The organism is Bacillus sp. JJ783, from assembly GCF_036963225.1.
In the GTDB taxonomy this organism is placed as follows: Bacteria; Bacillota; Bacilli; order Bacillales; family Bacillaceae_G; genus Bacillus_A; species Bacillus_A cereus_U.
The window spans coordinates 1-21,000 of the sequence record NZ_JBALMG010000014.1; the positions used below are offsets into that span (position 1 = coordinate 1).

Sequence of the window (21,000 nt, forward strand, 5' to 3'; positions counted from 1 at the left end):
TTTCAAGCGTATTAGTATAGTAGAAGTTTTGTAACAAAAACAAAAGAAGGGAGAATGAGGAATATGAACAAGGAACAAGTATTACAAGTAACAAAAATGGATATTTTAGTATCAGCAGGTGGAGCAGCTGTATTGACAGCGTTTATTATATTCCTTACAAATGTATTAGTATGATGAATATTGATAACAATAAGTTTTTATATACCGTACGTACCATTATTCTAAAAAAATAAAGACTCTAGCATATTAGTAAATAGTTAATATGTTGGGGTCTTTTTTGTTTTCCTCTCATATATCCCCTCAAGTATTAATGTTATCCCCTTATCCCGTAAAAGCCTGCTGATTAAAGTTTCACTGTATTTTAAAGAGAAAAAGGTCGAATTTTATATGTAAGAAAAAAAGAGGAATTTGACAGAAAAGATAGAAAATTTTAAAGGTCATAATTTGTTAGCTTGCTAACTAATTTCTGTTAACGAACATTGGAAGCGTTTTCGGTTAGGTTTAATTATGGACCATTTAATCTATTTACAGGGGGATGAGGAATTTATGAAACAAAAATCTATGGATACGCTAGCTGCACAAATGGAGGATTTTTTCCCGGTACGTGATGTAGATCATATAGAGTTTTACGTAGGAAATGCAAAGCAATCAAGTTATTATCTTGCGAGAGCGTTTGGATTCAAAATTGTAGCTTATTCTGGATTAGAAACAGGAAACCGTGAAAAGGTATCTTATGTTCTTGTGCAAAAGAATATGCGTTTTGTTGTGTCTGGAGCTTTAAGTAGCGATGGTCGTATTGCAGAGTTTGTAAAGACTCATGGTGATGGAGTGAAAGATGTGGCTTTACTTGTTGATGACGTTGATAAAGCTTACTCTGAAGCGGTGAAGCGTGGCGCTGTTGCGATTGCTCCTCCTGAAGAGTTAACAGATGAGGAAGGTACCTTGAAGAAAGCGGTTATTGGTACGTATGGTGATACAATTCATACGCTTGTAGAGCGTAAAAATTATAAAGGAACATTCATGCCAGGATTTCAAAAGGTAGAGTTCAATATTCCATTTGAAGAATCCGGTTTAATTGCTGTAGACCATGTCGTTGGTAACGTTGAGAAGATGGAAGAATGGGTTAGTTATTATGAGAACGTCATGGGATTTAAACAAATGATTCACTTTGATGATGACGATATTAGCACAGAGTATTCGGCATTAATGTCAAAAGTTATGACGAATGGAAGCCGTATTAAGTTTCCAATTAATGAACCAGCAGACGGAAAAAGAAAGTCACAAATTCAAGAATATCTAGAGTTCTATAACGGAGCGGGTGTACAGCATCTCGCTTTATTAACAAGTGACATTGTAAAAACAATTGAAGTGCTTCGTGCGAATGGTGTTGAGTTTTTAGATACGCCAGATACGTATTACGATGAGTTAACTGCACGAGTGGGGAAAATTGATGAAGAAATTGATAAATTAAAAGAATTGAAGATTTTAGTAGACCGTGACGAAGAAGGGTATTTATTACAAATCTTTACGAAACCAATTGTAGATCGTCCAACTCTATTTATTGAAATCATCCAACGTAAAGGTTCCCGTGGATTTGGCGAAGGGAACTTTAAAGCGTTATTCGAATCAATTGAAAGAGAACAAGAGCGTCGCGGAAATTTATAAAATTTGTATCCACCAGCAAGAGTTCCTTTGTTGGTGGAAATTTCATTTTCATAGGGAGGAATCATGATGAAATTTGTTACATTTCGTCTCCCATCGAAAGAAATGCGAGCTGGATGGCTTGAAGGTGACAAAGTAATCGATATGAATCTTGCGAGTGATGGACTATTACCTTCTTCTATGTTCGCCTTTTTAGAGAAAGCAGATGAGTATGTAGAAGTATTGCGTAATATTAAGCATCCTGAGAAGGGTATATATTCCTTAGATGAAGTTCAATTAGCAGCGGCAATTCCTAATCCGAGTAGCATTCGAGATTTTTATGCATTTGAACAGCATGTAAAAACAGCCCGCGGAAGAAGAGGGCTAGATGTTGTACCTGAATGGTATGATATCCCGGTTTTTTATTTTACTAACCACCGTGCTGTTATTGGACCAGATGATTTTGTTATTGGTCCGAAGAAGTCTAAAAAACTTGATTATGAGTTAGAGATTGCTTGCGTAATTGGGAAGGAAGGACGAAACATTTCTCGTGAGCAAGCAGAGGAATATATTTTTGGGTACTGTATTATGAACGACTGGAGTGCAAGGGACTTACAAGCAACAGAAATGAAAGTAGGGCTTGGCCCAGCGAAAGGGAAAGACTTTGCAACTTCATTAGGAGCGTATCTCGTTACGAAAGAGGAATTAGACGTTTATCGTAACGGTGATCGTTATGATTTAGAGATGACTGCTCATGTAAATGGGCAACTGTTATCAAAAGGGAATTTCCAAGATATTCATTATGCATTCTCTGAAATGATTGAACGTGCTTCGGAAGATGTTACGTTATATCCAGGGGATGTTATCGGGTCTGGAACAGTAGGAACAGGCTGTATTTTGGAGCTTGGTACGGAAGAGTGGCTGCAAGATGGAGATGTTGTAGAACTTACGATTACTGGTTTAGGTACATTACGTAATACGGTCAAAAAAGACATGAAAGCAGGTGATGGGCATGTTTTATCGTCACATGGGGGAGCTACCTCATAAACGACATGTACAATTTCGTAAAAAAGATGGAGCGCTTTATCGTGAACAGGTAATGGGAACGAAAGGTTTTTCTGGTACGCAGTCTATTTTGTACCATCATTATATGCCAACGGAAGTAGGTCATGCGGCATTATCTCATTCTTGTCAGTTGCAGTATGAAGAGGATGTAGCTCTTGCACATCGCCATTTTCGCACGAAAGAAAATAAAAAAACTGGCGATGCAGTAAGCGGAAGAACCTTTATTCTTGGGAATGAGGATTTATTAATTGGAGTAGTGACTCCAACAGAAAAAATGGACTATTTCTACCGTAATGGTGATGGCGATGAAATGTTATTCGTTCATTATGGAACAGGAAAAATTGAGACGATGTTTGGAACGATTCACTATAGAAAGGGTGATTATGTAACGATCCCAATTGGAACGATTTATCGTGTTATTCCAGATGAAGGAGAGACTAAGTTTCTTGTTGTAGAGGCGAATAGCCAAATTACAACACCAAGTCGCTATCGCAATGAGTATGGGCAATTGTTAGAGCATAGTCCGTTTTGTGAAAGAGATATTCGTGGTCCGGAGAAATTGGAGACATATGATGAAAAAGGTGAGTTTGTCGTAATGACAAAGTCGAGGGGTTATATGCATAAGCATGTTTTAGGGCACCATCCGTTAGATGTTGTTGGCTGGGATGGCTATTTATATCCATGGGTATTTAATGTTGAGGATTTTGAACCAATTACAGGTCGTATTCATCAGCCGCCACCAGTACATCAAACATTCGAAGGTCATAATTTTGTTATTTGCTCTTTCGTACCACGCTTATATGATTATCATCCAGAATCAATTCCGGCACCATATTATCATAGTAATGTGAATAGTGATGAGGTACTTTACTATGTAGAAGGAAACTTTATGAGCCGAAAAGGGGTGGAAGAAGGTTCTATTACGCTTCATCCGAGCGGGATTCCACATGGGCCGCATCCTGGGAAAACAGAGGCAAGTATCGGAAAGAAAGAAACGCTTGAATTAGCCGTAATGATAGATACATTCCGTCCGCTTCGTATTGTGAAACAAGCACATGAGACGGAAGATGAAAAGTATATGTATAGCTGGATTGAAGAGGGTTCATATACTGTGAAATAAGTAAAAAGAGGCATGCTCAATAAATGAGCATGCCTCTTTTGTGGAATCGACATGTATACTAATACCAAAAACAGTTATGAAAAGATATATAGATATGATTGTGTGAATCTTTTTATAGAAAGAATGATAAGGGTATAGCGCATATCTCGATAGTTTTCTGTTTATTCCGACAAAAGTATTGACTAAAAAACATACTGTGGGTAAAATGAGGAAAGTAAATTAAATTTTCAGAAAACTAAAAGTGTGGAGGAGCACAGTATGAAGCAAATTTTTCAAAAGAAGCCGATTTCAACGTTACTGCAAGAAAGTAAACAAAAGACATTATCGAGAACGTTAGGGGCACTTGATTTAACAATGCTTGGAATCGGAGCAATTGTTGGAACCGGTATTTTTGTTCTTACTGGCGTTGTAGCAGCGAAACATTCTGGACCAGCTATTATATTATCATTTGCTATAGCTGCATTAGCTTGTGCCTTTGCTGCATTTTGTTACGCTGAATTTGCTTCTTCAGTTCCTGTCTCAGGGAGTGTGTACACGTACACGTATGCGACGATGGGAGAAGTATTTGCATTCTTAATTGGATGGGATTTAATGCTCGAGTATTTATTAGCTACATCTGCTGTAGCCAATGGATGGTCAGCGTATTTTCAATCGTTATTAAAGGGATTTGGGATTCATATTCCGACCATTCTCTCCTCGGCTCCTGGTACAGGAAAGGGTGGAATAATTGATCTACCTGCAGTTCTAATTATTCTAGTTATGACAGCTCTTTTATCTAGAGGTGTTCGTGAAAGTGCACGAATAAATAATATCATGGTATTTATTAAAATAGCGGTTGTTCTTATCTTTATCTTTGCTGGTTTTAATTATGTGAAACCTGAAAATTGGACGCCTTTTATGCCATTTGGTTTAGATGGTGTAATGGCTGGAGCTGCTACAGTATTCTTCGCATTCATAGGATTTGATGCAGTTTCAACAGCTGCAGAAGAAGTGAAACGTCCGCAACGTGATTTACCAATCGGCATTATCGCATCGTTATTAATTTGTACTGTTCTTTATATCGTTGTTTCACTTATTTTGACAGGAATTGTTCCATACGGACAGCTAAATATATCAGATCCAGTTGCCTTTGCACTTCAATTTATTGGACAAGATAGTTTAGCGGGAGTAATTTCGGTAGGAGCAATTACAGGGATTACAACTGTAATGCTAGTTATGATGTATGGGCAAGTTCGTGTTTCGTATGCGATGAGCCGAGATGGGCTGTTGCCGAAGCGTCTTGCTAAAGTTCATCCGAAATTTAAAACACCATTTTTAAATACATGGACAACGGGGATTATTGCAGCGCTTATTTCAGGGTTAATTGATTTAAATGTTTTAGCACACCTTGTAAATATGGGGACATTGTCAGCTTTTGCACTTGTAGCAGTTGCGGTTATTGTCCTGAGAAGAACTCATCCTGACTTACCAAGGGCATTTAAGGCGCCTCTTGTACCATTTTTACCAGCGTTAACGGTAATTTTTTGTTTATACTTAATGCTTCAGTTATCCGGAACAGCGTGGATTAGTTTTGGGGTATGGATGGTTATTGGTATAGCAGTTTACTTTTTATATAGCCGAAAACATAGTGCTTTAAGTAATGGTAAAAAAGAAGAAGATGTAGCAAATTTATAAGTGGAAAAATCCATTCTAATTCTGTTAGAATGGATTTTTGTTTTGAAAATTTACATTTTTCTGAATATGTTATAAGATAATTGTTGGTTAATTAAGGGGGAGAAGTATGAAAAATACATGGCGTGAGCTAAGGGCGATGGATCGTAACGTATGGATTCGATTTATCGGTGAGACATTGAACGGAATTGCGATGATGATGTTAATGCCTTTTTTTGCACTATACTTAAAAGATAAGGTAGATTCTTTATTACAAGTTGGAATTATTATGGCGCTTTCTCCAATTGCTGCAAGCTTTGGCTCACTTATAGGCGGAAGAATAGCTGATATATATGGAAGAAAGCCAATTATGATATTTTCGATGGCGAGTAATGCATTACTAATGCTCGGTTTTTTATTTATAGAAGGGTTTATCCCATATGCCATTTTATCTATTTTTTTAGGGTTAAGTAATTCTCTATTTCATCCAGCGGCATCAGCGATGGTTGCAGATGTGACGGCGCCAGAAAAAAGAACAGAGGCATATGGTTTATTGCGAATGGGACACAATATTGGTGCTGCAATTGGGCCGATAATGGGAGTGTCAGTAGTTGTTTTATCGAAGAACCTTGTTTTTATTATCGCTTCGTCGACAATGCTATTTTATGCATTACTTGTATTAATTTTTATTCAGGAGACAATGCCAAAAGCCGCAGATAAAAAAGAAGAGAATGAAGAGAAGGAATCAGGTGCGGTTTGGAAAATTTTAATGAGAGATAAGGCGTTAATGATTTATTTGTTAGCGGGAATCATTATTTCTATGGGGTTTTCTCAAACAGAAGGCATGTTGCCGCTGCACTTTGATAACGAAATGAAGGGCATTAATAATCCATATCCATATTTAATGGCGCTAAATGGACTATTAGTTGTTTTATTTCAATTTCAAATTTCAAAATGGGCGGCAGATAAACCTGTCGGAAAGACGATGTTATACGGTGCGTGTTTGTTCGGAATGGGTTTGTTTTTTATAGGGTGGTTACCGAAGTGGTTTGGAGGATTAGATACAAATGCTACAATTATTTTAATAACGTTACTGTTCGTTTATGCAATATATACGTTAGGTGAGATGATTATGTCACCTGTACAGATGACGTTTGTAGCGAATTTGGCCCCTGAGCATTTGAGAGGAACATATATGGGAGCGGCTAGTTTGCAGTGGATCACAGGGGGGGCATTTGGTCCGCTTCTTGGTGGTTTTCTATTGGATCGTTTGCTTGGTCACTTCTTATTTACAATTTTAGGTGTTGGATGTGTAGTTGCAGGCTTTGTATATGTTTCTTTAGATCGTCTTGTTGAGCAGAGGCAAAAAGATACGCTTACAAAACAGTCTTCTTAATAAAATGAAACTTTAATCAGTGTTTTTTCATTCTCCATAAATGGTAGGATAATATAGATGACATACACAAAAAGTGGCTTTCTACATATTTTAGGTACATAACCAGATTAGATAGCAACCTTACTTTAAAGTTTAATTATGTTTAGGTGTTTAGAAAATTAAAGAGAAAAAGTGTAGAAAACCAATAAGTGGTGTCTTTTAATTATTTATGGAAGTTACATTTTATTTCAAATAGGAACTACCTATTTTTATAAAAAGTGCTAAAATAGAAAAATGAAAACAATTGGTTAGGGTGATTTCAGTGACAAAAATTAAATTAGGTTTATTATACGGTGGAAAATCAGCTGAGCATCAAGTTTCGCTACAAACGGCTCTTGCTGCTATTAAAGCATTAAATCAAGATAAATTCGAGATTCATCCAATTTATATTACAGAACAAGGTCAATGGGTACGCGGTGAGCGTATTGAAGGTGAAGTAACAGATGTTGAAACTTTAAAAATGAGCGGTGCAGAAAATGCGATTTCCCCGTTATCATTAAGTACAGAAATTATTCCGTCTGCAACTTCTCAAGAAGATGCTATTGACGTTATTTTCCCATTACTACATGGGCCAAACGGTGAAGATGGAACGGTTCAAGGATTATTAGAATTAATGAACATTCCTTATGTAGGTAACGGTGTATTAGCATCAGCTGCTGGTATGGATAAAGTCGTTATGAAAAATATCTTTGCAGAAGCTGGATTGAAACAAGCGAAATATGCATCTTTCATTCGTAGCGCATGGGAAAAAGATAGTGAAACAGCGTATGAAAAAGTAGAAGAAGTATTAGGATATCCTTGCTTCGTAAAACCAGCAAACCTTGGTTCAAGTGTTGGTATTAATAAGTGTAACGATCGTGAAGAGCTTGAGAATGCATTCGAAGAGGCATTCCAATTTGACCGTAAAATTATTGTAGAAGAAAATATTGTAGGTCGTGAAGTAGAAGTTGGTGTATTAGGTAATGATGAACCGAAATGTTCTGTTGTAGGTGAAATTGTACCGAAAAAAGATTTTTATGATTACAAATCGAAATACATCGATGGTGATACAGCGTTAATTATTCCAGCTGAAATGACAGAAGAAGAGTCTAATGTAATTAAGCGAGATGCAATTATTGCATTCCAATCATTAGATGGTTCGGGCTTAACACGAGCTGATTTCTTCTTAACGAAAGATGGAGAAGTATATATTAACGAAGTAAACACAATGCCAGGATTCACGCCGTTTAGTATGTTCCCGCTATTATGGCAACATACGGGGTTACCGTATCCGGAATTAATTGAAGAGTTGATTCGTTTAGCGATTGAACGTCACGAAGAAAAACAAAAAATTAAATATACAATCTAACAAAAAAGGAGGAAGCACTATTCGAAGGAATAGTGCTTCCTCTATGTAAGGAGTGTTTTCATGATAAAACGAACGTTAAAACAAGTAGAGCAGATGATAGATGGTACGGGATTAGCAGAAAAATATGAGGGAATTACTATACAAGGAGCATCTATTGATACGAGAAAGATTGAAAAAGGAAACTTATATGTTCCGATTCAAGGTGAACGTTTCGATGGACATGCTTTTGTAGATAAAGCAGTTGAAAACGGGGCTGTTGCTACATTATGGATGAAGGGTGTAGCAAATCCGCCTGAGAATCTTCCTGTTATTTTTGTCGAGGATACGCTAGCAGCATTGCAAATGTTAGCGAAAAACTATCGTGATCAATTGGATGTAAAAGTTGTTGGTGTAACGGGTAGTAATGGTAAAACATCTACGAAAGATATTGTAACAAGTATTCTTGCGACTAAATTTAAAGTTCAAAAAACAGAAGGTAATTTCAACAACCATATCGGTTTACCTCTTACTATTTTAAATTTAGAGGAAAATACAGAAGTAGCTGTATTAGAAATGGGCATGTCAAGCCAAGGAGAAATTGAATTTCTATCTAAGTTAGCTCGTCCTAATGCAGCTATTATCACGAACATTGGTGAGGCACACTTAATGGATTTAGGATCTCGTGAGGCGATTGCTGAAGCGAAGTTAGAAATTGTTACAGGTTTACAAAAGGGTGGCGTGTTCGTATATAATGGAGATGAGCCGCTTTTAACAAATCGTGTTCCAGAAATGAATTTAGTAGCTGAAACAGTTACATTTGGCGATGCGAGAGCAAATGATTATTATCCAACTACTGTAACATTACAGGCGACTGGGACACACTTTAAGATGAACAGGGATGAAACTTTGTCATTCTACCTGCCGGTATTAGGAAAGCATAATGTATATAATACACTTGCTTCAATGGCGATTGCGAAACATTTTGGCGTAACATGGGAAGAAATGAAAGAAGGTTTAGTAACACTTCAAATGACAGGCATGCGTATGGAAATTGTAAAAACAGATAGTGGTTTAACAATTATCAATGATGCTTATAATGCAAGTCCAACGGCTATGGAAGCAGCGTTCCACCTCATGAATGGTTTAGATGGATTTGCAAAAAGAATTGTTGTGCTTGGCGATATGTTAGAACTTGGAAATCAAGAAGTGCAATTTCATTATGAAGTAGGTAAATTAATTGACCCAGCAAAGATTTCATATGTATTCACATATGGAAAATTAGGGGCCCAAATTGCTGAAGGAGCAAAAATTAATTTTCCTAAAGAACGTGTAAAAGCGTATGAAAACAAAGAAGAACTTGTAAAAGACTTACAAGCAGTAGTTGATGCGAAAGATGTTGTGTTAGTAAAAGCGTCTCGCGGTATGAAATTAGAAGAAGTAATTACGATGTTGAAATAATTGGTGTATATAAATAGGGATGATAGCCACGAAAATAGTGGAAACTTATAATAAGCGCTTACAGTAAATGATAAAAAAATAAAAGTAAAGAAAAAAGCTCTGAATATGAAATAAGGTAACAGTTGGGGTTTGCTTTTTACACCTACAAAACTTATAATTGATAAAGTGTAATAACGTTTAGAAGTATTTTCGTGAAGAATATACGCCCGGTTATATACGTAAGTATTCAGGAAAAGGGCTTTTCCGCAAGTTCGGAAAACGCCTTTTTTTAAATGATAAGTATAGGATAGAAAAGGAGAAGTAACATTGACAACATTTCGAGAATTAGGATTAAGTGAGTCTTTACTACAATCTGTTGAAAGTATGGGCTTTGAAGAGGCTACGCCGATTCAAGCTGAAACAATTCCATATGCATTGCAAGGTAAAGATATTATTGGGCAAGCGCAAACAGGTACAGGGAAAACAGCAGCATTCGGATTACCACTATTAGATAAAGTAGATACAAATAAAGAGGCAGTTCAAGGTATTGTTATCGCGCCAACACGCGAATTAGCAATTCAAGTTGGAGAAGAGCTATACAAACTTGGTAAACATAAACGAGTTCGTATTCTACCAATTTATGGTGGTCAAGATATTAACCGCCAAATTCGTGCTCTAAAAAAACACCCACACATTATTGTTGGTACGCCGGGTCGTATTTTAGATCATATTAACCGTAAAACACTTCGCTTACAAAACGTAGAGACTGTTGTTCTTGACGAAGCGGATGAAATGTTAAATATGGGCTTCATTGAAGATATTGAAGCGATTTTAACAGATGTGCCAGAAACACATCAAACATTATTATTCTCAGCGACAATGCCAGATCCAATCCGTCGTATTGCTGAGCGTTTCATGACTGAGCCTCAACACATTAAAGTAAAAGCAAAAGAAGTAACAATGCCAAACATTCAGCAGTTCTATTTAGAAGTGCAAGAAAAGAAAAAGTTTGACGTGTTAACACGCTTACTAGATATTCAATCTCCAGAGCTTGCAATCGTATTCGGTCGTACAAAGCGTCGTGTTGATGAATTATCAGAAGCATTAAACTTACGTGGTTATGCAGCAGAAGGTATTCATGGTGACTTAACACAGGCGAAACGTATGTCTGTATTACGTAAATTTAAAGAAGGTGCTATTGAAGTTCTTGTTGCAACAGACGTTGCTGCACGTGGTCTTGATATTTCAGGCGTAACACACGTATACAACTTCGATATCCCGCAAGATCCAGAATCATACGTTCACCGTATCGGTCGTACTGGCCGTGCAGGTAAAAAAGGTATTGCAATGTTATTTGTAACGCCACGTGAATCAGGACAATTGAAAAATATCGAGCGTACAACAAAACGTAAAGTTGATCGTATGGAAGCACCGACACTTGACGAGGCGTTAGAAGGTCAACAACGTTTAATCGCAGAAAAGCTTCAAAGCACAATCCAAAATGAAAACTTATCATACTACAAGCGTATTGCAGAAGAAATGTTAGAAGAGAATGACTCTGTAACAGTAGTAGCTGCTGCTTTAAAAATGATGACAAAAGAGCCAGATACAACTCCAATCGCTTTAACATCAGAACCACCAGTTGTTTCAAGAGGTGGCGGTGGCGGTTCTAAAAAACGCGGTGGTAACGGAAGTGGATACCGTGATGGTAACCGTAATCGTAGTCGTGATGGACGCGGAAGTGGAAGTGGCGATGGTCGTAACCGTGATCGCAATCGTGATGGACGTGGAAGTGGAAGTGGCGATGGTCGTAACCGTGATCGCAATCGTGATGGTGGTAGTGGTAGCCGTGATGGTAACCGTGGTCGTAAAGGTGAAGGTCGCCCTGGATCTTCAAATGGACGCGGCGAAAGAAAACATCATAGCCGTCCACAAGCTTAATAAAAAAGAGAATGCCCTTTGCTGGCATTCTCTTTTTTTATTTCTGTAATTGTGCATACTACATAATAACTCGTATAGAAATGAGGTGCTATATGCTTGTAAGACTTGGGTATGTTGCGATGAGTGTGCATTTGAAGAATGCATCTCCATCTCAAACGATGACATATGCACAGTTTCAGCGGATTGATGATCGAGAGGCTGCGATTCGTAAACTTGAAAGAATCGCTAATTCGAATTTAGAAAATTGCTTACGGTTATTAAAGCATAATAAAGGACATGATATATCTTTCTTTCGACTTAGTTCCAAGCTTATTCCTTTAGCGAATCATGAGGAGTTGTTAGATTGGAACTATATTCGTCCTTTAAAAGAAAATCTGAAAGAATTAGGTGAATATGCAATTCGTATGAATATGCGAATTGACTTCCATCCAGATCATTTTGTTGTACTAAATTCACCTGAGGAGAGTATTTTTAAACAATCTGTAAAGACATTGCAGATGCACAAAAAATTGTTAAAGGGTATGGGAATTGAACATAAGCAACGATGCGTATTACATGTGGGAGGAGGTTATAACGATAAGGAGCTCGCATTAGAACGCTTTATAGAAAATTGGTCAACTGTTCCAAGAGGTATTCAAGAGATGATTATATTAGAAAATGATGACACGACCTTTTCTTTAGAAGAAACATTGTATTTAGGTGAGAAATTAGACATTCCAGTCGTGTTTGATTTGCACCATCATATGATGAATAATGACCAGGAAGATTGGCATAAAGATTGGGCACGTGTTGTACATACGTGGGAATCGTCTTTGTTACCAGTTAAAATGCATATCTCTAGTCCTCGAGATGGAAAAGACCCAAGAGCACATGCGGATTTTATTGATGTAGATACCTTCTTATCTTTTTTGAAAAAGATAAAGGGGAGTGTTCCGCAAATTGATTGTATGATTGAGGCGAAGAAAAAGGATGAGTCTTTATTTCAACTAATGAGAGATTTAAGTAAACAAACAGATGTGGAAATTGTCGATGGTGCGAGCTTTTATATTAAATAAGCTCTGCGCCATCGATTTTTTTTGTCCCGCTATTTGCCGGGCAGTAAGACTCCCACCTCAAAATTCGGCGAATGCGAGGGAGTTAGATGGGAAACCTGCTGCCCGTAAAAGCCCGATTGGTGCGGGCTAATAATCAGTGGGGGATGGACAAAATCCCCCACTGATTAAAGTTTCACTTTATTAAAAAAGGGGTGCAAATGCCGCCGATTATTAAGCCGGTTAAATGGCTTATAGGATTGGCAGAGGGATTAAAGAAAGTAAATAGTAGTAATATAAGTATCATTATTGAAAAAATAGCGATGTCTCTTGGTTGTGAAGAACGATATCGACTATACAATAAAAATAATTGGGCGCCTAGTAATCCGAAAATACCACCAGATGCTCCAGCGTGAATATATTCAAGAGGCATAATAATATAAGAAGAAATATTCCCGAGAATGCCAGAAAGGAAAAAAATAATGATGAAAGAAAAATGTCCTAGTTGTTTTTCAATAGAAGAACCAAGTATAAATAAACAAATGCTATTAGAAAGAAAATGTTGTAAGTCTACGTGTACAAGTAAGGAAGTTATGACACGCCACCATTCTCCTTTAGCGATATATTCATTGTAGGCTGCTAGGTGAAAGAGGGAAAAGTCGCTCAATATAATCATGACTAATTGTATAAGAAGTAAAGAAATGATAATCGGTTGTAAGGAAATGCGAGTGGATGGTATTAGCATGTTGTTAGTATCACTCCTTTTGCATCAGAAAGATTCTCTGTTATTCTTACAATATGAATGAAGAAAGCTAAATAGAAGAAGGGGATTTTGAAATGATTGTAGGGATTGGAATCGATATTATTGAGTTAAATCGAATTGAAAAAATGCTAGATGGAAAGCTTAAATTTATGGAACGTATTTTAACTGAAGGAGAACGTGGTGTTGCTGAGGGGCTGAAAGGAAGTCGTCTTACAGAATTCGTAGCTGGAAGATTTGCAGCAAAAGAGGCGTATTCTAAAGCGGTAGGGACTGGTATCGGGAAAGAAGTGAGTTTTTTAGATATTGAAGTAAGGAATGATGATAGAGGTAAGCCAATTATCATTACAAATACAGAGCATATTGTTCATTTATCAATTAGTCATAGTAAAGAATTTGCCGTTGCTCAAGTTGTTTTGGAAAGCTCGTCACGCTAGTCTGCATATTTTATATCTTTGTCTCATATATTTGAGGTAGCGATAAGGAAGGCATATCTTCCATTCATTTATAGGGGCAAAGGGGCTGAAGTGATGAAAAGGCGTCTGTTTTTAGTTCTTGTCGGTTTGTTGACCGTTTTTGTGTTGGCGGGTTGTATGGAAAAGAAACAGGAAGATGTTGTGAGAGATTTAGAAGCGAAAGTTAAAAGTATGAAGAGTTATCAAGCTGAAGCGAAATTATCTATTAAAACAGGAAATGAGCCTCAGGAGTACAATGTAGAAATTTGGCATAAAGAACCTTCGTATTATCGTGTGAATTTGCAGAATGCGAAAAAGGATCAGAGTCAAATTATTTTAAGAAATGATGAAGGTGTATTTGTATTAACACCGGCGCTTAATAAGAGTTTCCGTTTTCAAAGTGATTGGCCGCAAAATAGTAGCCAGGCTTATTTATATGAATCACTTGTAAGAGATATTTTGCAAGATAAGAAAAATCTCTCTTTCGAGAAAACAGATAAGTATTATGTATTTAAAACAAAAACAAATTATCAACATCAAAATATGTTGCCGAAACAAGAAATTAAGCTGAATAAAAGTGATTTAACACCAGTTTCTGTGAAGCTGATGGATAATGACCAAAATGTCCTTGTAAAAGTAGATTTCACTAAAGTAAAGTTTGATGCAAAGTTTGATAAAGGTGCATTTGATACGAAACAAAATATGTCTAGAGCACAAGTGGATGTTCAGACGGCAGCGAAAGAAGACAAACCGTTTGCTATTTTGTATCCGCGTGATACGCCGCAAGGCATGACTTTGAAAGAGGAAGAAGAGTTGAAGACAGACAGTGGCAAGCGTGCAATACTCACATACACTGGAAGTAAGAAATCCTTTACTTTAATACAAGAAAAGGCAAAAGTTGCAGAGGCCTCATCGGCGGTAAGTGTAAGTGGAGAGCCGGTTGATCTTGGTTTCACGATTGGTGCATTGACGAAAGAATCTGTAACGTGGTCGCATAACGGAGTAGAATATATGCTCGTGTCTAAAGGTTTAGAGCCGAATGAGTTGTTGATGGTTGCTCGTTCGGTTACAGCGAAGCAGGTGAAGTAAACATCTTAGACGTGGTGATATATGTGCACCGCGTCTTTTCTTAGTTTGAAGGTGGATTTCATAAAAGAAGCATATAAAAGAATAAGCTTCGCATATCGTGTATAAGGAAGTGTATTTATGGAAGACGCACCGTTTTACCGTGACACCTGGGTGGAAGTGGATTTAGATGCGATTTATAACAATGTTACGCATATTAAAGAGTTCATTCCAAGTGATGTAGAGATTTTTGCTGTAGTTAAAGCGAATGCATATGGGCACGATTATGTACCGGTGGCTAAAACTGCATTAGAAGCAGGAGCGACAAGATTAGCAGTTGCTTTTTTAGATGAAGCTTTAGTGCTTCGGAGGGCTGGTATTACTGCACCGATTTTAGTATTAGGTCCTTCCCCGCCCCGCGATGTAAATGTAGCTGCTGAAAATGATGTAGCATTAACTGTTTTTCAAACAGAATGGGTGGAAGAAGCGATAAAGCTCTGGGATGGTTCATCAATAATGAAATTCCATATTAATTTTGATAGTGGTATGGGGAGAATCGGAATACGTGAACGCAAAGAATTAAAAGGGTTCTTAAAGAGTTTAGAAGGTGCGCCATTTTTAGAGTTAGAAGGAGTATATACGCATTTTGCAACAGCGGATGAGGTTGAAACTTCTTACTTTGATAAGCAATATAATACATTCTTGCAGCAGTTAAATTGGTTGAAAGAATTTGGAGTGAATCCTAAATTTGTCCATACAGCCAATAGTGCTGCAACGTTAAGGTTTCAAGGGATTACATTTAATGCGGTGCGAGTTGGTATTGCGATGTATGGATTATCCCCATCTGTAGAAATACGTCCTTTTTTACCATTTAAATTGGAACCGGCGTTGTCACTTCATACGAAAGTTGCTCATATTAAGCAAGTGATTAAAGGGGATGGGATTAGTTATAATGTCACATACCGAACGAGAACGGAAGAATGGATTGCGACAGTTGCAATTGGATATGCAGATGGCTGGCTTAGAAGATTGCAAGGGTTTAAAGTACTTGTAAATGGTGAAAGAGTACCGATTGTAGGGCGAGTGACAATGGATCAATTGATGATACATCTTCCTTGTGAAGTGCCACTTGGTACGAAAGTTACACTCATTGGGAGACAAGGTGATGAGTATATTAGTGCTACCGAGGTCGCTGAATATTCCGGGACTATTAATTATGAAATTATCGCAACGATAAGCTTCCGTGTACCGAGAATATTTATACGGCACGGTAAAGTTGTAGAAGTAATCAATTATTTGAACGATATATAGAAGAAGGTATTATCGCTTAGTATCTCGTCATTTAGGGGATTTTCGCTAATGGAAAATAGGCTCTTTTTTGCTAGGGATCTTCTTTTTATACTTGTTATTAATATAAGTTACAATGAAATGTTGCGGAAGGGATTGCTTTATTTCTGGTTTGAAAGAGATGAAAAGTAAAAGAAGATGAATGTTTTGTTTATGAATTGGAAAACATAAGCAGGGAATAAGGAAGTCTTTGCAACAGGCTCCATACAATGGTATTATTACAATAGGTGTCATATATATATTTGGGTGTGTAGTTGACGGTGGAGGTGTATTTTTGTGTCCGAATCAAGTGTAACTACTGAAATCGTGGTTCGGTTGCCAAAGCAAATGGTAACGGAATTGGACGGAATTGGAAAACAAGAGAATAAGAATCGCCATGAACTAATTTGCCAGGCAACACAACTGTTATTGCGTCAACATAAGACGAAGAAACGCTACCAACATGAATCAATGCGACGTGGGTACATTGAAATGGGAAAAATTAATCTTGGTATTGCATCTGAAGCTTTCTTAGCAGAGTATGAAGCAGCTCATACAGTAGAACGCTTAGTTAGCGGGGGGTAATATTTTGATTGTAAAACGCGGCGACGTGTATTTTGCAGACCTTTCCCCAGTTGTTGGTTCTGAGCAAGGAGGCGTTCGTCCGGTTCTTGTCATTCAAAATGACATCGGAAATCGTTTTAGTCCGACTGTGATTGTAGCGGCTATTACTGCACAGATTCAAAAAGCGAAATTACCCACTCATGTGGAAATTGATGCGAAAAAGTATGGTTTTGAGAGAGATTCTGTTATTTTACTTGAGCAGATTCGAACAATCGATAAGCAACGCTTAACGGACAAAATCACTCATTTGGATGAAGTGATGATGAGTCGTGTAGATGAAGCGTTACAAATTAGTTTAGGACTAATAGATTTTTAAATCGGCAGTTTAAGTTGCTCTCTTTACAGGGCAACTTTTTTTTATTATAGAGGAGGTTACGGTTGGATATGGAAATGGTAGATAATCGACAAGGGTTAATGAAAATGTTAGTGAAAGAATTAGGCTTTACAGAAAAGCAAGTTCGTCATGTTATTCAATTAACAGAAGAAGGTAACACAGTTCCATTTATCGCTCGTTACCGAAAAGAATGGACAGGATCTCTAGATGAGGTGCAAATTCGTGCAATCTTAGAAAGATGGCAATATATGATGCAACTAGAAGATAGGAAAGAAGAGGTTCTTCGTCTTATTGGTGAAAAGGGTAAACTAACCGAAGAGTTGCGTCGTCATATTGTTGCTGCAAAAAAACTTCAGGAAGTAGAAGATTTATATCGTCCATATAAAGAAAAAAGAAGAACGAAAGCTACAATTGCTAAAGAAAAGGGATTAGAACCGTTAGCTGAGTGGCTATTGTTATATAAAAAAGAAAATCCAGCAGAGAAGGCTATGGAATTTGTTAATGCAGAAAAAGAAGTGGCGTCTGCAGAAGATGCGTTGCAAGGTGCGCAAGATATTATTGCGGAACTTGTTTCGGATAATGCGGCATATCGTAGTTGGATTCGCAATACTACTTTCCGAAAAGGGATTATGTCTTCATCTGTAAAAGATAAAGAAAAAGATGAAAAGAATATATATGAAATGTATTATGGCTATGAAGAACCGTTGCAAAAAGTAGTGCCACATCGTGTACTAGCTATGAATCGTGGTGAAAAGGAAGACGTATTAAGAGTTTCTGTTATCACGCCAATTGAAGAAATCCTTCAGTTTTTACATAAGAAAATGATTCTTGATGAAGCTTCTAAAAGTGCGCATTATGTACAATTAGCGATGGAAGATGGATATAAGCGATTAATTCAACCTTCAATAGAAAGAGAAATTCGTAAAGAATTAATGGAAACGGCCGAAGAACAAGCGATTCATATTTTCTCTGAGAATTTACGTAATTTATTATTACAACCTCCGATGAAAGGGAAAGTTGTGTTAGCGGTAGATCCAGCATATAGAACCGGTTGTAAATTAGCTGTAGTAGATGATACAGGGAAAGTTCTTCACATAGATGTTATTTATCCGCATCCGCCTGTTCGTAAATATGAGGATGCAAAAACGAAAATCATTTCCATTATAGATAAATATGAAGTTGAAATGATAGCGATTGGAAATGGTACAGCTTCGAGGGAAACGGAAGAATTTATAGTAGATGTATTACAAAATGTAGAACGAGATGTATTTTACATTATTGTAAATGAAGCGGGTGCTAGTGTGTACTCAGCATCTGATGTAGCTCGCGAGGAGTTTCCGAATTTACAGGTTGAAGAAAGAAGTGCCGTTTCAATTGGGAGACGTCTGCAAGATCCACTTGCAGAGCTTGTGAAAATTGACCCTAAATCTGTTGGGGTGGGACAATATCAACATGATGTATCTCAAAAGAGATTAAATGAATCATTAACATTTGTAGTAGAGACAGCAGTTAACCGAGTTGGTGTTAATGTAAATACAGCTTCAGTTGCATTGTTGCAATATGTTTCGGGGTTATCAAAAACAGTTGCGAAAAATATTGTAGCTAAGCGTGAGGAAGATGGAAAATTCACGAAGCGTACTGAATTGAAGAAAATCCCGCGTTTAGGTGCAAAAACATATGAACAATGTATCGGTTTTTTACGTATATTAGAAGGAGCAAATCCGTTAGATCGCACAGGGATTCATCCAGAACAATATAAAAATGTTGAATTGTTATTAAAGAGCCTAGGGTTATCAAAGAATGATGTGGGGAAACCAAACTTGCAAAAGAGTTTAGAAGGAGTAGATATTTCTAAAATATCTCAAGAGACCGAGATTGGTGAGCCGACATTAGTTGATATTATGGATGCTTTAATTAGCCCGGAACGAGATATGAGGGATGAGTTGCCAAAGCCACTTTTGAAAAAGGGGATTTTAAAATTAGAAGATTTAAAGCGTGGTATGGAATTAGAGGGAACGATCCGCAATGTTGTTGATTTCGGTGCCTTTGTTGATATTGGTGTGAAGCAAGATGGTTTAGTACATATTTCTAAACTAAGTAAACAATTTGTAAAGCATCCATTAGATATCGTATCCGTGGGACAAATTGTAAAGGTATGGGTAGATGATATTGATACGAAAAAAGGTCGTGTTGCATTATCAATGTTACCAATTGAATAGAAAGTAAAGAGAGCAGATGAAACTGCTCTCTTTTTATGGATAGGAAAGTTTCATTGATTATGAGCTTTGGTGTATTTTACTATAATAAAACCAGCATTCATTTAGTAACTTGATTTGATACCGGTTTTTTTCGAAATATGCACGTTGCATTTGTTTCTTTAGCCATGTAGGCATAGGAATCCCTCCTTGTTTAATCCTGCTCTCAAAAATTCCTCCTTTTATTTAAAGAAATATTGATGAGAGGTTGGTGAGTGGATTTCTATCAATGCTGCATTTTTAGAAATCACGCTTCTTGAATGAGGATGGGTATATGTACTATTTAATATATGTATAGGAAGGGAGAAAAGTGTAAAAATATTTTTTTGTTTAGGAGGAATGAGAATGGATGAGAAAGAAATTCAGAGATTAGTGGAAGAGGTATCGTTACAATGCTTTGGAATGCCGTTTTTACATAAAGCGATGTTTAATAGTAGGTTACGTACAACGGGTGGGCGCTATCTATTGAAGAATCATAATATAGAATTGAATTATCGATATTACGAAATATATGGTAAAGAAGAGTTAGTCGGGATTGTTAAACATGAACTTTGTCATTATCACTTACATATCACAGGAAAAGGGTATAAGCACCGAGATAGAGATTTTCGTGAATTATTAAAGAAAGTAGGTGCACCACGTTTTTGTAAACGAATGATTAGTGAGGAGGAAACGAAAGTTTATACGTATGAATGTATGGGTTGTTCGTTTCAATATGTAAGAAGACGTCAAATAAATACACAAAGATATGTATGTGGAAAGTGCAAAGGACAACTAAAACTGGTAGTGAAAACATCTTGACAGTGAAAACGCAATCCAGTATATTATAAACATGTCCCGTTTGCGCAAGACGTTGTGAAAAAACATCTTGACTTACGATGAGAAATTTTATAAGATACAAATTGTCTTTATTATTCCGCAGTAGCTCAGTGGTAGAGCTATCGGCTGTTAACCGATCGGTCGTAGGTTCGAGTCCTACCTGCGGAGCCATATACAGAGAAGTACCCAAGTGGCTCAAGGGGCTCCCCTGCTAAGGGAGTAGATCGCTAACGCGGTGCGAGGGTTCGAATCCCTTCTTCTCTGCCATATATATTGGCCCGTTGGTCAAGTGGTTAAGACACCGCCCTTTCACGGCGGTAACACGGGTTCGAATCCCGTACGGGTCACCACTTCGGAGGATTAGCTCAGCTGGGAGAGCACCTGCCTTACAAGCAGGGGGTCGGCGGTTCGATCCCGTCATCCTCCACCATATAAATTATATAAATAATATTATCGCGGGGTGGAGCAGTACGGTAGCTCGTCGGGCTCATAACCCGAAGGTCGCAGGTTCAAATCCTGTCCCCGCAACCAAATGGTCCCGTGGTGTAGTGGTTAACATGCCTGCCTGTCACGCAGGAGATCGCCGGTTCGACCCCGGTCGGGACCGCCATTTTAACTTCTGCTATAAGGCAGTTGTTTTTTATTGGTCATTATGGTACAATAACATTTGTCTTCGGAAAGAAGATAACTATTTCGATGGGCTATAGCCAAGCGG

At 37.5% G+C, this 21,000-nt stretch carries 19 protein-coding genes and 6 tRNA genes; 23 read left to right on the top strand and 2 right to left on the bottom strand.

The window, feature by feature from the left end; genetic code table 11:
* The first annotated feature begins 63 nt into the window (after positions 1 to 63).
* The 10 genes from V7038_RS03960 (at position 64) to uvsE (ending at position 12,671) form a co-directional block, all read left to right on the top strand.
* Positions 64 to 174: a DUF3948 family protein gene (locus V7038_RS03960; protein ID WP_002113412.1), complete on the top strand. Its 111-nt coding sequence runs from the start codon at positions 64 to 66 to the stop codon at positions 172 to 174.
* Between the two features lie 372 nt (positions 175 to 546).
* Positions 547 to 1,665, top strand: a complete 1,119-nt coding sequence (gene hppD, locus V7038_RS03965; protein ID WP_002113414.1) for a 4-hydroxyphenylpyruvate dioxygenase — start codon at positions 547 to 549, stop codon at positions 1,663 to 1,665.
* Between the two features lie 66 nt (positions 1,666 to 1,731).
* On the top strand, positions 1,732 to 2,688 hold the full coding sequence (locus V7038_RS03970; RefSeq protein WP_002202000.1) for a fumarylacetoacetate hydrolase family protein: 957 nt from the start codon (positions 1,732 to 1,734) through the stop codon (positions 2,686 to 2,688).
* Positions 2,654 to 3,826, top strand: a complete 1,173-nt coding sequence (locus V7038_RS03975; RefSeq protein WP_002113416.1) for a homogentisate 1,2-dioxygenase — start codon at positions 2,654 to 2,656, stop codon at positions 3,824 to 3,826. Before V7038_RS03970 ends, V7038_RS03975 begins: the two co-directional genes overlap by 35 nt.
* 258 nt (positions 3,827 to 4,084) lie before the next feature.
* Positions 4,085 to 5,500, top strand: coding sequence for an amino acid permease (locus V7038_RS03980; RefSeq protein ID WP_002113418.1), 1,416 nt, complete (start codon positions 4,085 to 4,087; stop codon positions 5,498 to 5,500).
* A 106-nt stretch (positions 5,501 to 5,606) separates the two neighbouring features.
* Positions 5,607 to 6,872: an MDR family MFS transporter gene (locus V7038_RS03985; RefSeq protein WP_002113419.1), complete on the top strand. Its 1,266-nt coding sequence runs from the start codon at positions 5,607 to 5,609 to the stop codon at positions 6,870 to 6,872.
* A 301-nt stretch (positions 6,873 to 7,173) separates the two neighbouring features.
* A complete protein-coding gene (locus V7038_RS03990) occupies positions 7,174 to 8,259 on the top strand; it encodes a D-alanine--D-alanine ligase (protein ID WP_002113420.1) in 1,086 nt (361 codons plus the stop codon).
* Between the two features lie 60 nt (positions 8,260 to 8,319).
* Positions 8,320 to 9,696, top strand: a complete 1,377-nt coding sequence (murF, locus tag V7038_RS03995) for a UDP-N-acetylmuramoyl-tripeptide--D-alanyl-D-alanine ligase (protein WP_070138739.1) — start codon at positions 8,320 to 8,322, stop codon at positions 9,694 to 9,696.
* Between the two features lie 306 nt (positions 9,697 to 10,002).
* Positions 10,003 to 11,616 carry a DEAD/DEAH box helicase gene (locus tag V7038_RS04000; protein ID WP_070138740.1) on the top strand — a complete coding sequence of 538 codons (1,614 nt, stop codon included), beginning with the start codon at positions 10,003 to 10,005 and terminating at the stop codon, positions 11,614 to 11,616.
* A gap of 92 nt (positions 11,617 to 11,708) precedes the next feature.
* Positions 11,709 to 12,671 (top strand): UV DNA damage repair endonuclease UvsE, encoded by a 963-nt coding sequence (uvsE, locus tag V7038_RS04005; protein ID WP_335469237.1) that lies wholly within the window; start codon positions 11,709 to 11,711, stop codon positions 12,669 to 12,671.
* A gap of 172 nt (positions 12,672 to 12,843) precedes the next feature.
* On the opposite strand, the gene V7038_RS04010 is transcribed toward uvsE, so the two are convergent.
* Positions 12,844 to 13,392 carry a rhomboid family intramembrane serine protease gene (locus V7038_RS04010; protein ID WP_002113424.1) on the bottom strand — a complete coding sequence of 183 codons (549 nt, stop codon included), beginning with the start codon at positions 13,390 to 13,392 and terminating at the stop codon, positions 12,844 to 12,846.
* A 92-nt stretch (positions 13,393 to 13,484) separates the two neighbouring features.
* Between V7038_RS04010 and acpS the strand changes: the two genes are divergently transcribed.
* The 6 genes from acpS to V7038_RS04040 all read left to right on the top strand — a co-directional run bounded on the left by acpS (position 13,485) and on the right by V7038_RS04040 (position 19,430).
* Entirely contained in the window at positions 13,485 to 13,844 is a 360-nt protein-coding gene (acpS, locus tag V7038_RS04015) for a holo-ACP synthase (RefSeq protein ID WP_070169775.1), read from the top strand.
* Between the two features lie 156 nt (positions 13,845 to 14,000).
* Entirely contained in the window at positions 14,001 to 14,951 is a 951-nt protein-coding gene (locus V7038_RS04020; RefSeq protein WP_002201994.1) for a LolA family protein, read from the top strand.
* A 117-nt stretch (positions 14,952 to 15,068) separates the two neighbouring features.
* The gene (gene alr / locus V7038_RS04025) at positions 15,069 to 16,238 is read left to right on the top strand and encodes an alanine racemase (RefSeq protein ID WP_335469239.1); all 1,170 of its coding nucleotides are present in this window, start codon (positions 15,069 to 15,071) and stop codon (positions 16,236 to 16,238) included.
* A gap of 312 nt (positions 16,239 to 16,550) precedes the next feature.
* Entirely contained in the window at positions 16,551 to 16,838 is a 288-nt protein-coding gene (locus tag V7038_RS04030) for an antitoxin EndoAI (RefSeq protein WP_000004570.1), read from the top strand.
* Between the two features lie 4 nt (positions 16,839 to 16,842).
* On the top strand, positions 16,843 to 17,193 hold the full coding sequence (gene ndoA, locus V7038_RS04035; protein WP_000635965.1) for a type II toxin-antitoxin system endoribonuclease NdoA: 351 nt from the start codon (positions 16,843 to 16,845) through the stop codon (positions 17,191 to 17,193).
* 68 nt (positions 17,194 to 17,261) lie between these two features.
* Positions 17,262 to 19,430 carry a Tex family protein gene (locus V7038_RS04040; protein WP_002113430.1) on the top strand — a complete coding sequence of 723 codons (2,169 nt, stop codon included), beginning with the start codon at positions 17,262 to 17,264 and terminating at the stop codon, positions 19,428 to 19,430.
* Positions 19,431 to 19,487: 57 nt separating this feature from the next.
* Here the strand turns inward: V7038_RS04040 and cmpA are convergent, their stop codons facing one another.
* Positions 19,488 to 19,604, bottom strand: coding sequence for a cortex morphogenetic protein CmpA (gene cmpA, locus V7038_RS04045; RefSeq protein WP_001143642.1), 117 nt, complete (start codon positions 19,602 to 19,604; stop codon positions 19,488 to 19,490).
* A gap of 207 nt (positions 19,605 to 19,811) precedes the next feature.
* Here cmpA and V7038_RS04050 point away from each other — a divergent pair, with 207 nt between their 5' ends.
* The 7 genes from V7038_RS04050 to V7038_RS04080 all read left to right on the top strand — a co-directional run bounded on the left by V7038_RS04050 (position 19,812) and on the right by V7038_RS04080 (position 20,895).
* Positions 19,812 to 20,267 (top strand): SprT family protein, encoded by a 456-nt coding sequence (locus V7038_RS04050; RefSeq protein WP_335469242.1) that lies wholly within the window; start codon positions 19,812 to 19,814, stop codon positions 20,265 to 20,267.
* A 114-nt stretch (positions 20,268 to 20,381) separates the two neighbouring features.
* A tRNA-Asn gene (locus V7038_RS04055) sits at positions 20,382 to 20,456 on the top strand.
* A 5-nt stretch (positions 20,457 to 20,461) separates the two neighbouring features.
* Positions 20,462 to 20,552: transfer RNA gene (locus V7038_RS04060), tRNA-Ser, on the top strand.
* An 8-nt stretch (positions 20,553 to 20,560) separates the two neighbouring features.
* Positions 20,561 to 20,635: transfer RNA gene (locus V7038_RS04065), tRNA-Glu, on the top strand.
* Between the two features lie 4 nt (positions 20,636 to 20,639).
* A tRNA-Val gene (locus tag V7038_RS04070) sits at positions 20,640 to 20,715 on the top strand.
* 24 nt (positions 20,716 to 20,739) lie between these two features.
* Positions 20,740 to 20,816, top strand: a tRNA-Met gene (locus tag V7038_RS04075).
* Positions 20,817 to 20,819: 3 nt separating this feature from the next.
* A tRNA-Asp gene (locus tag V7038_RS04080) sits at positions 20,820 to 20,895 on the top strand.
* Positions 20,896 to 21,000: the final 105 nt, after the last annotated feature.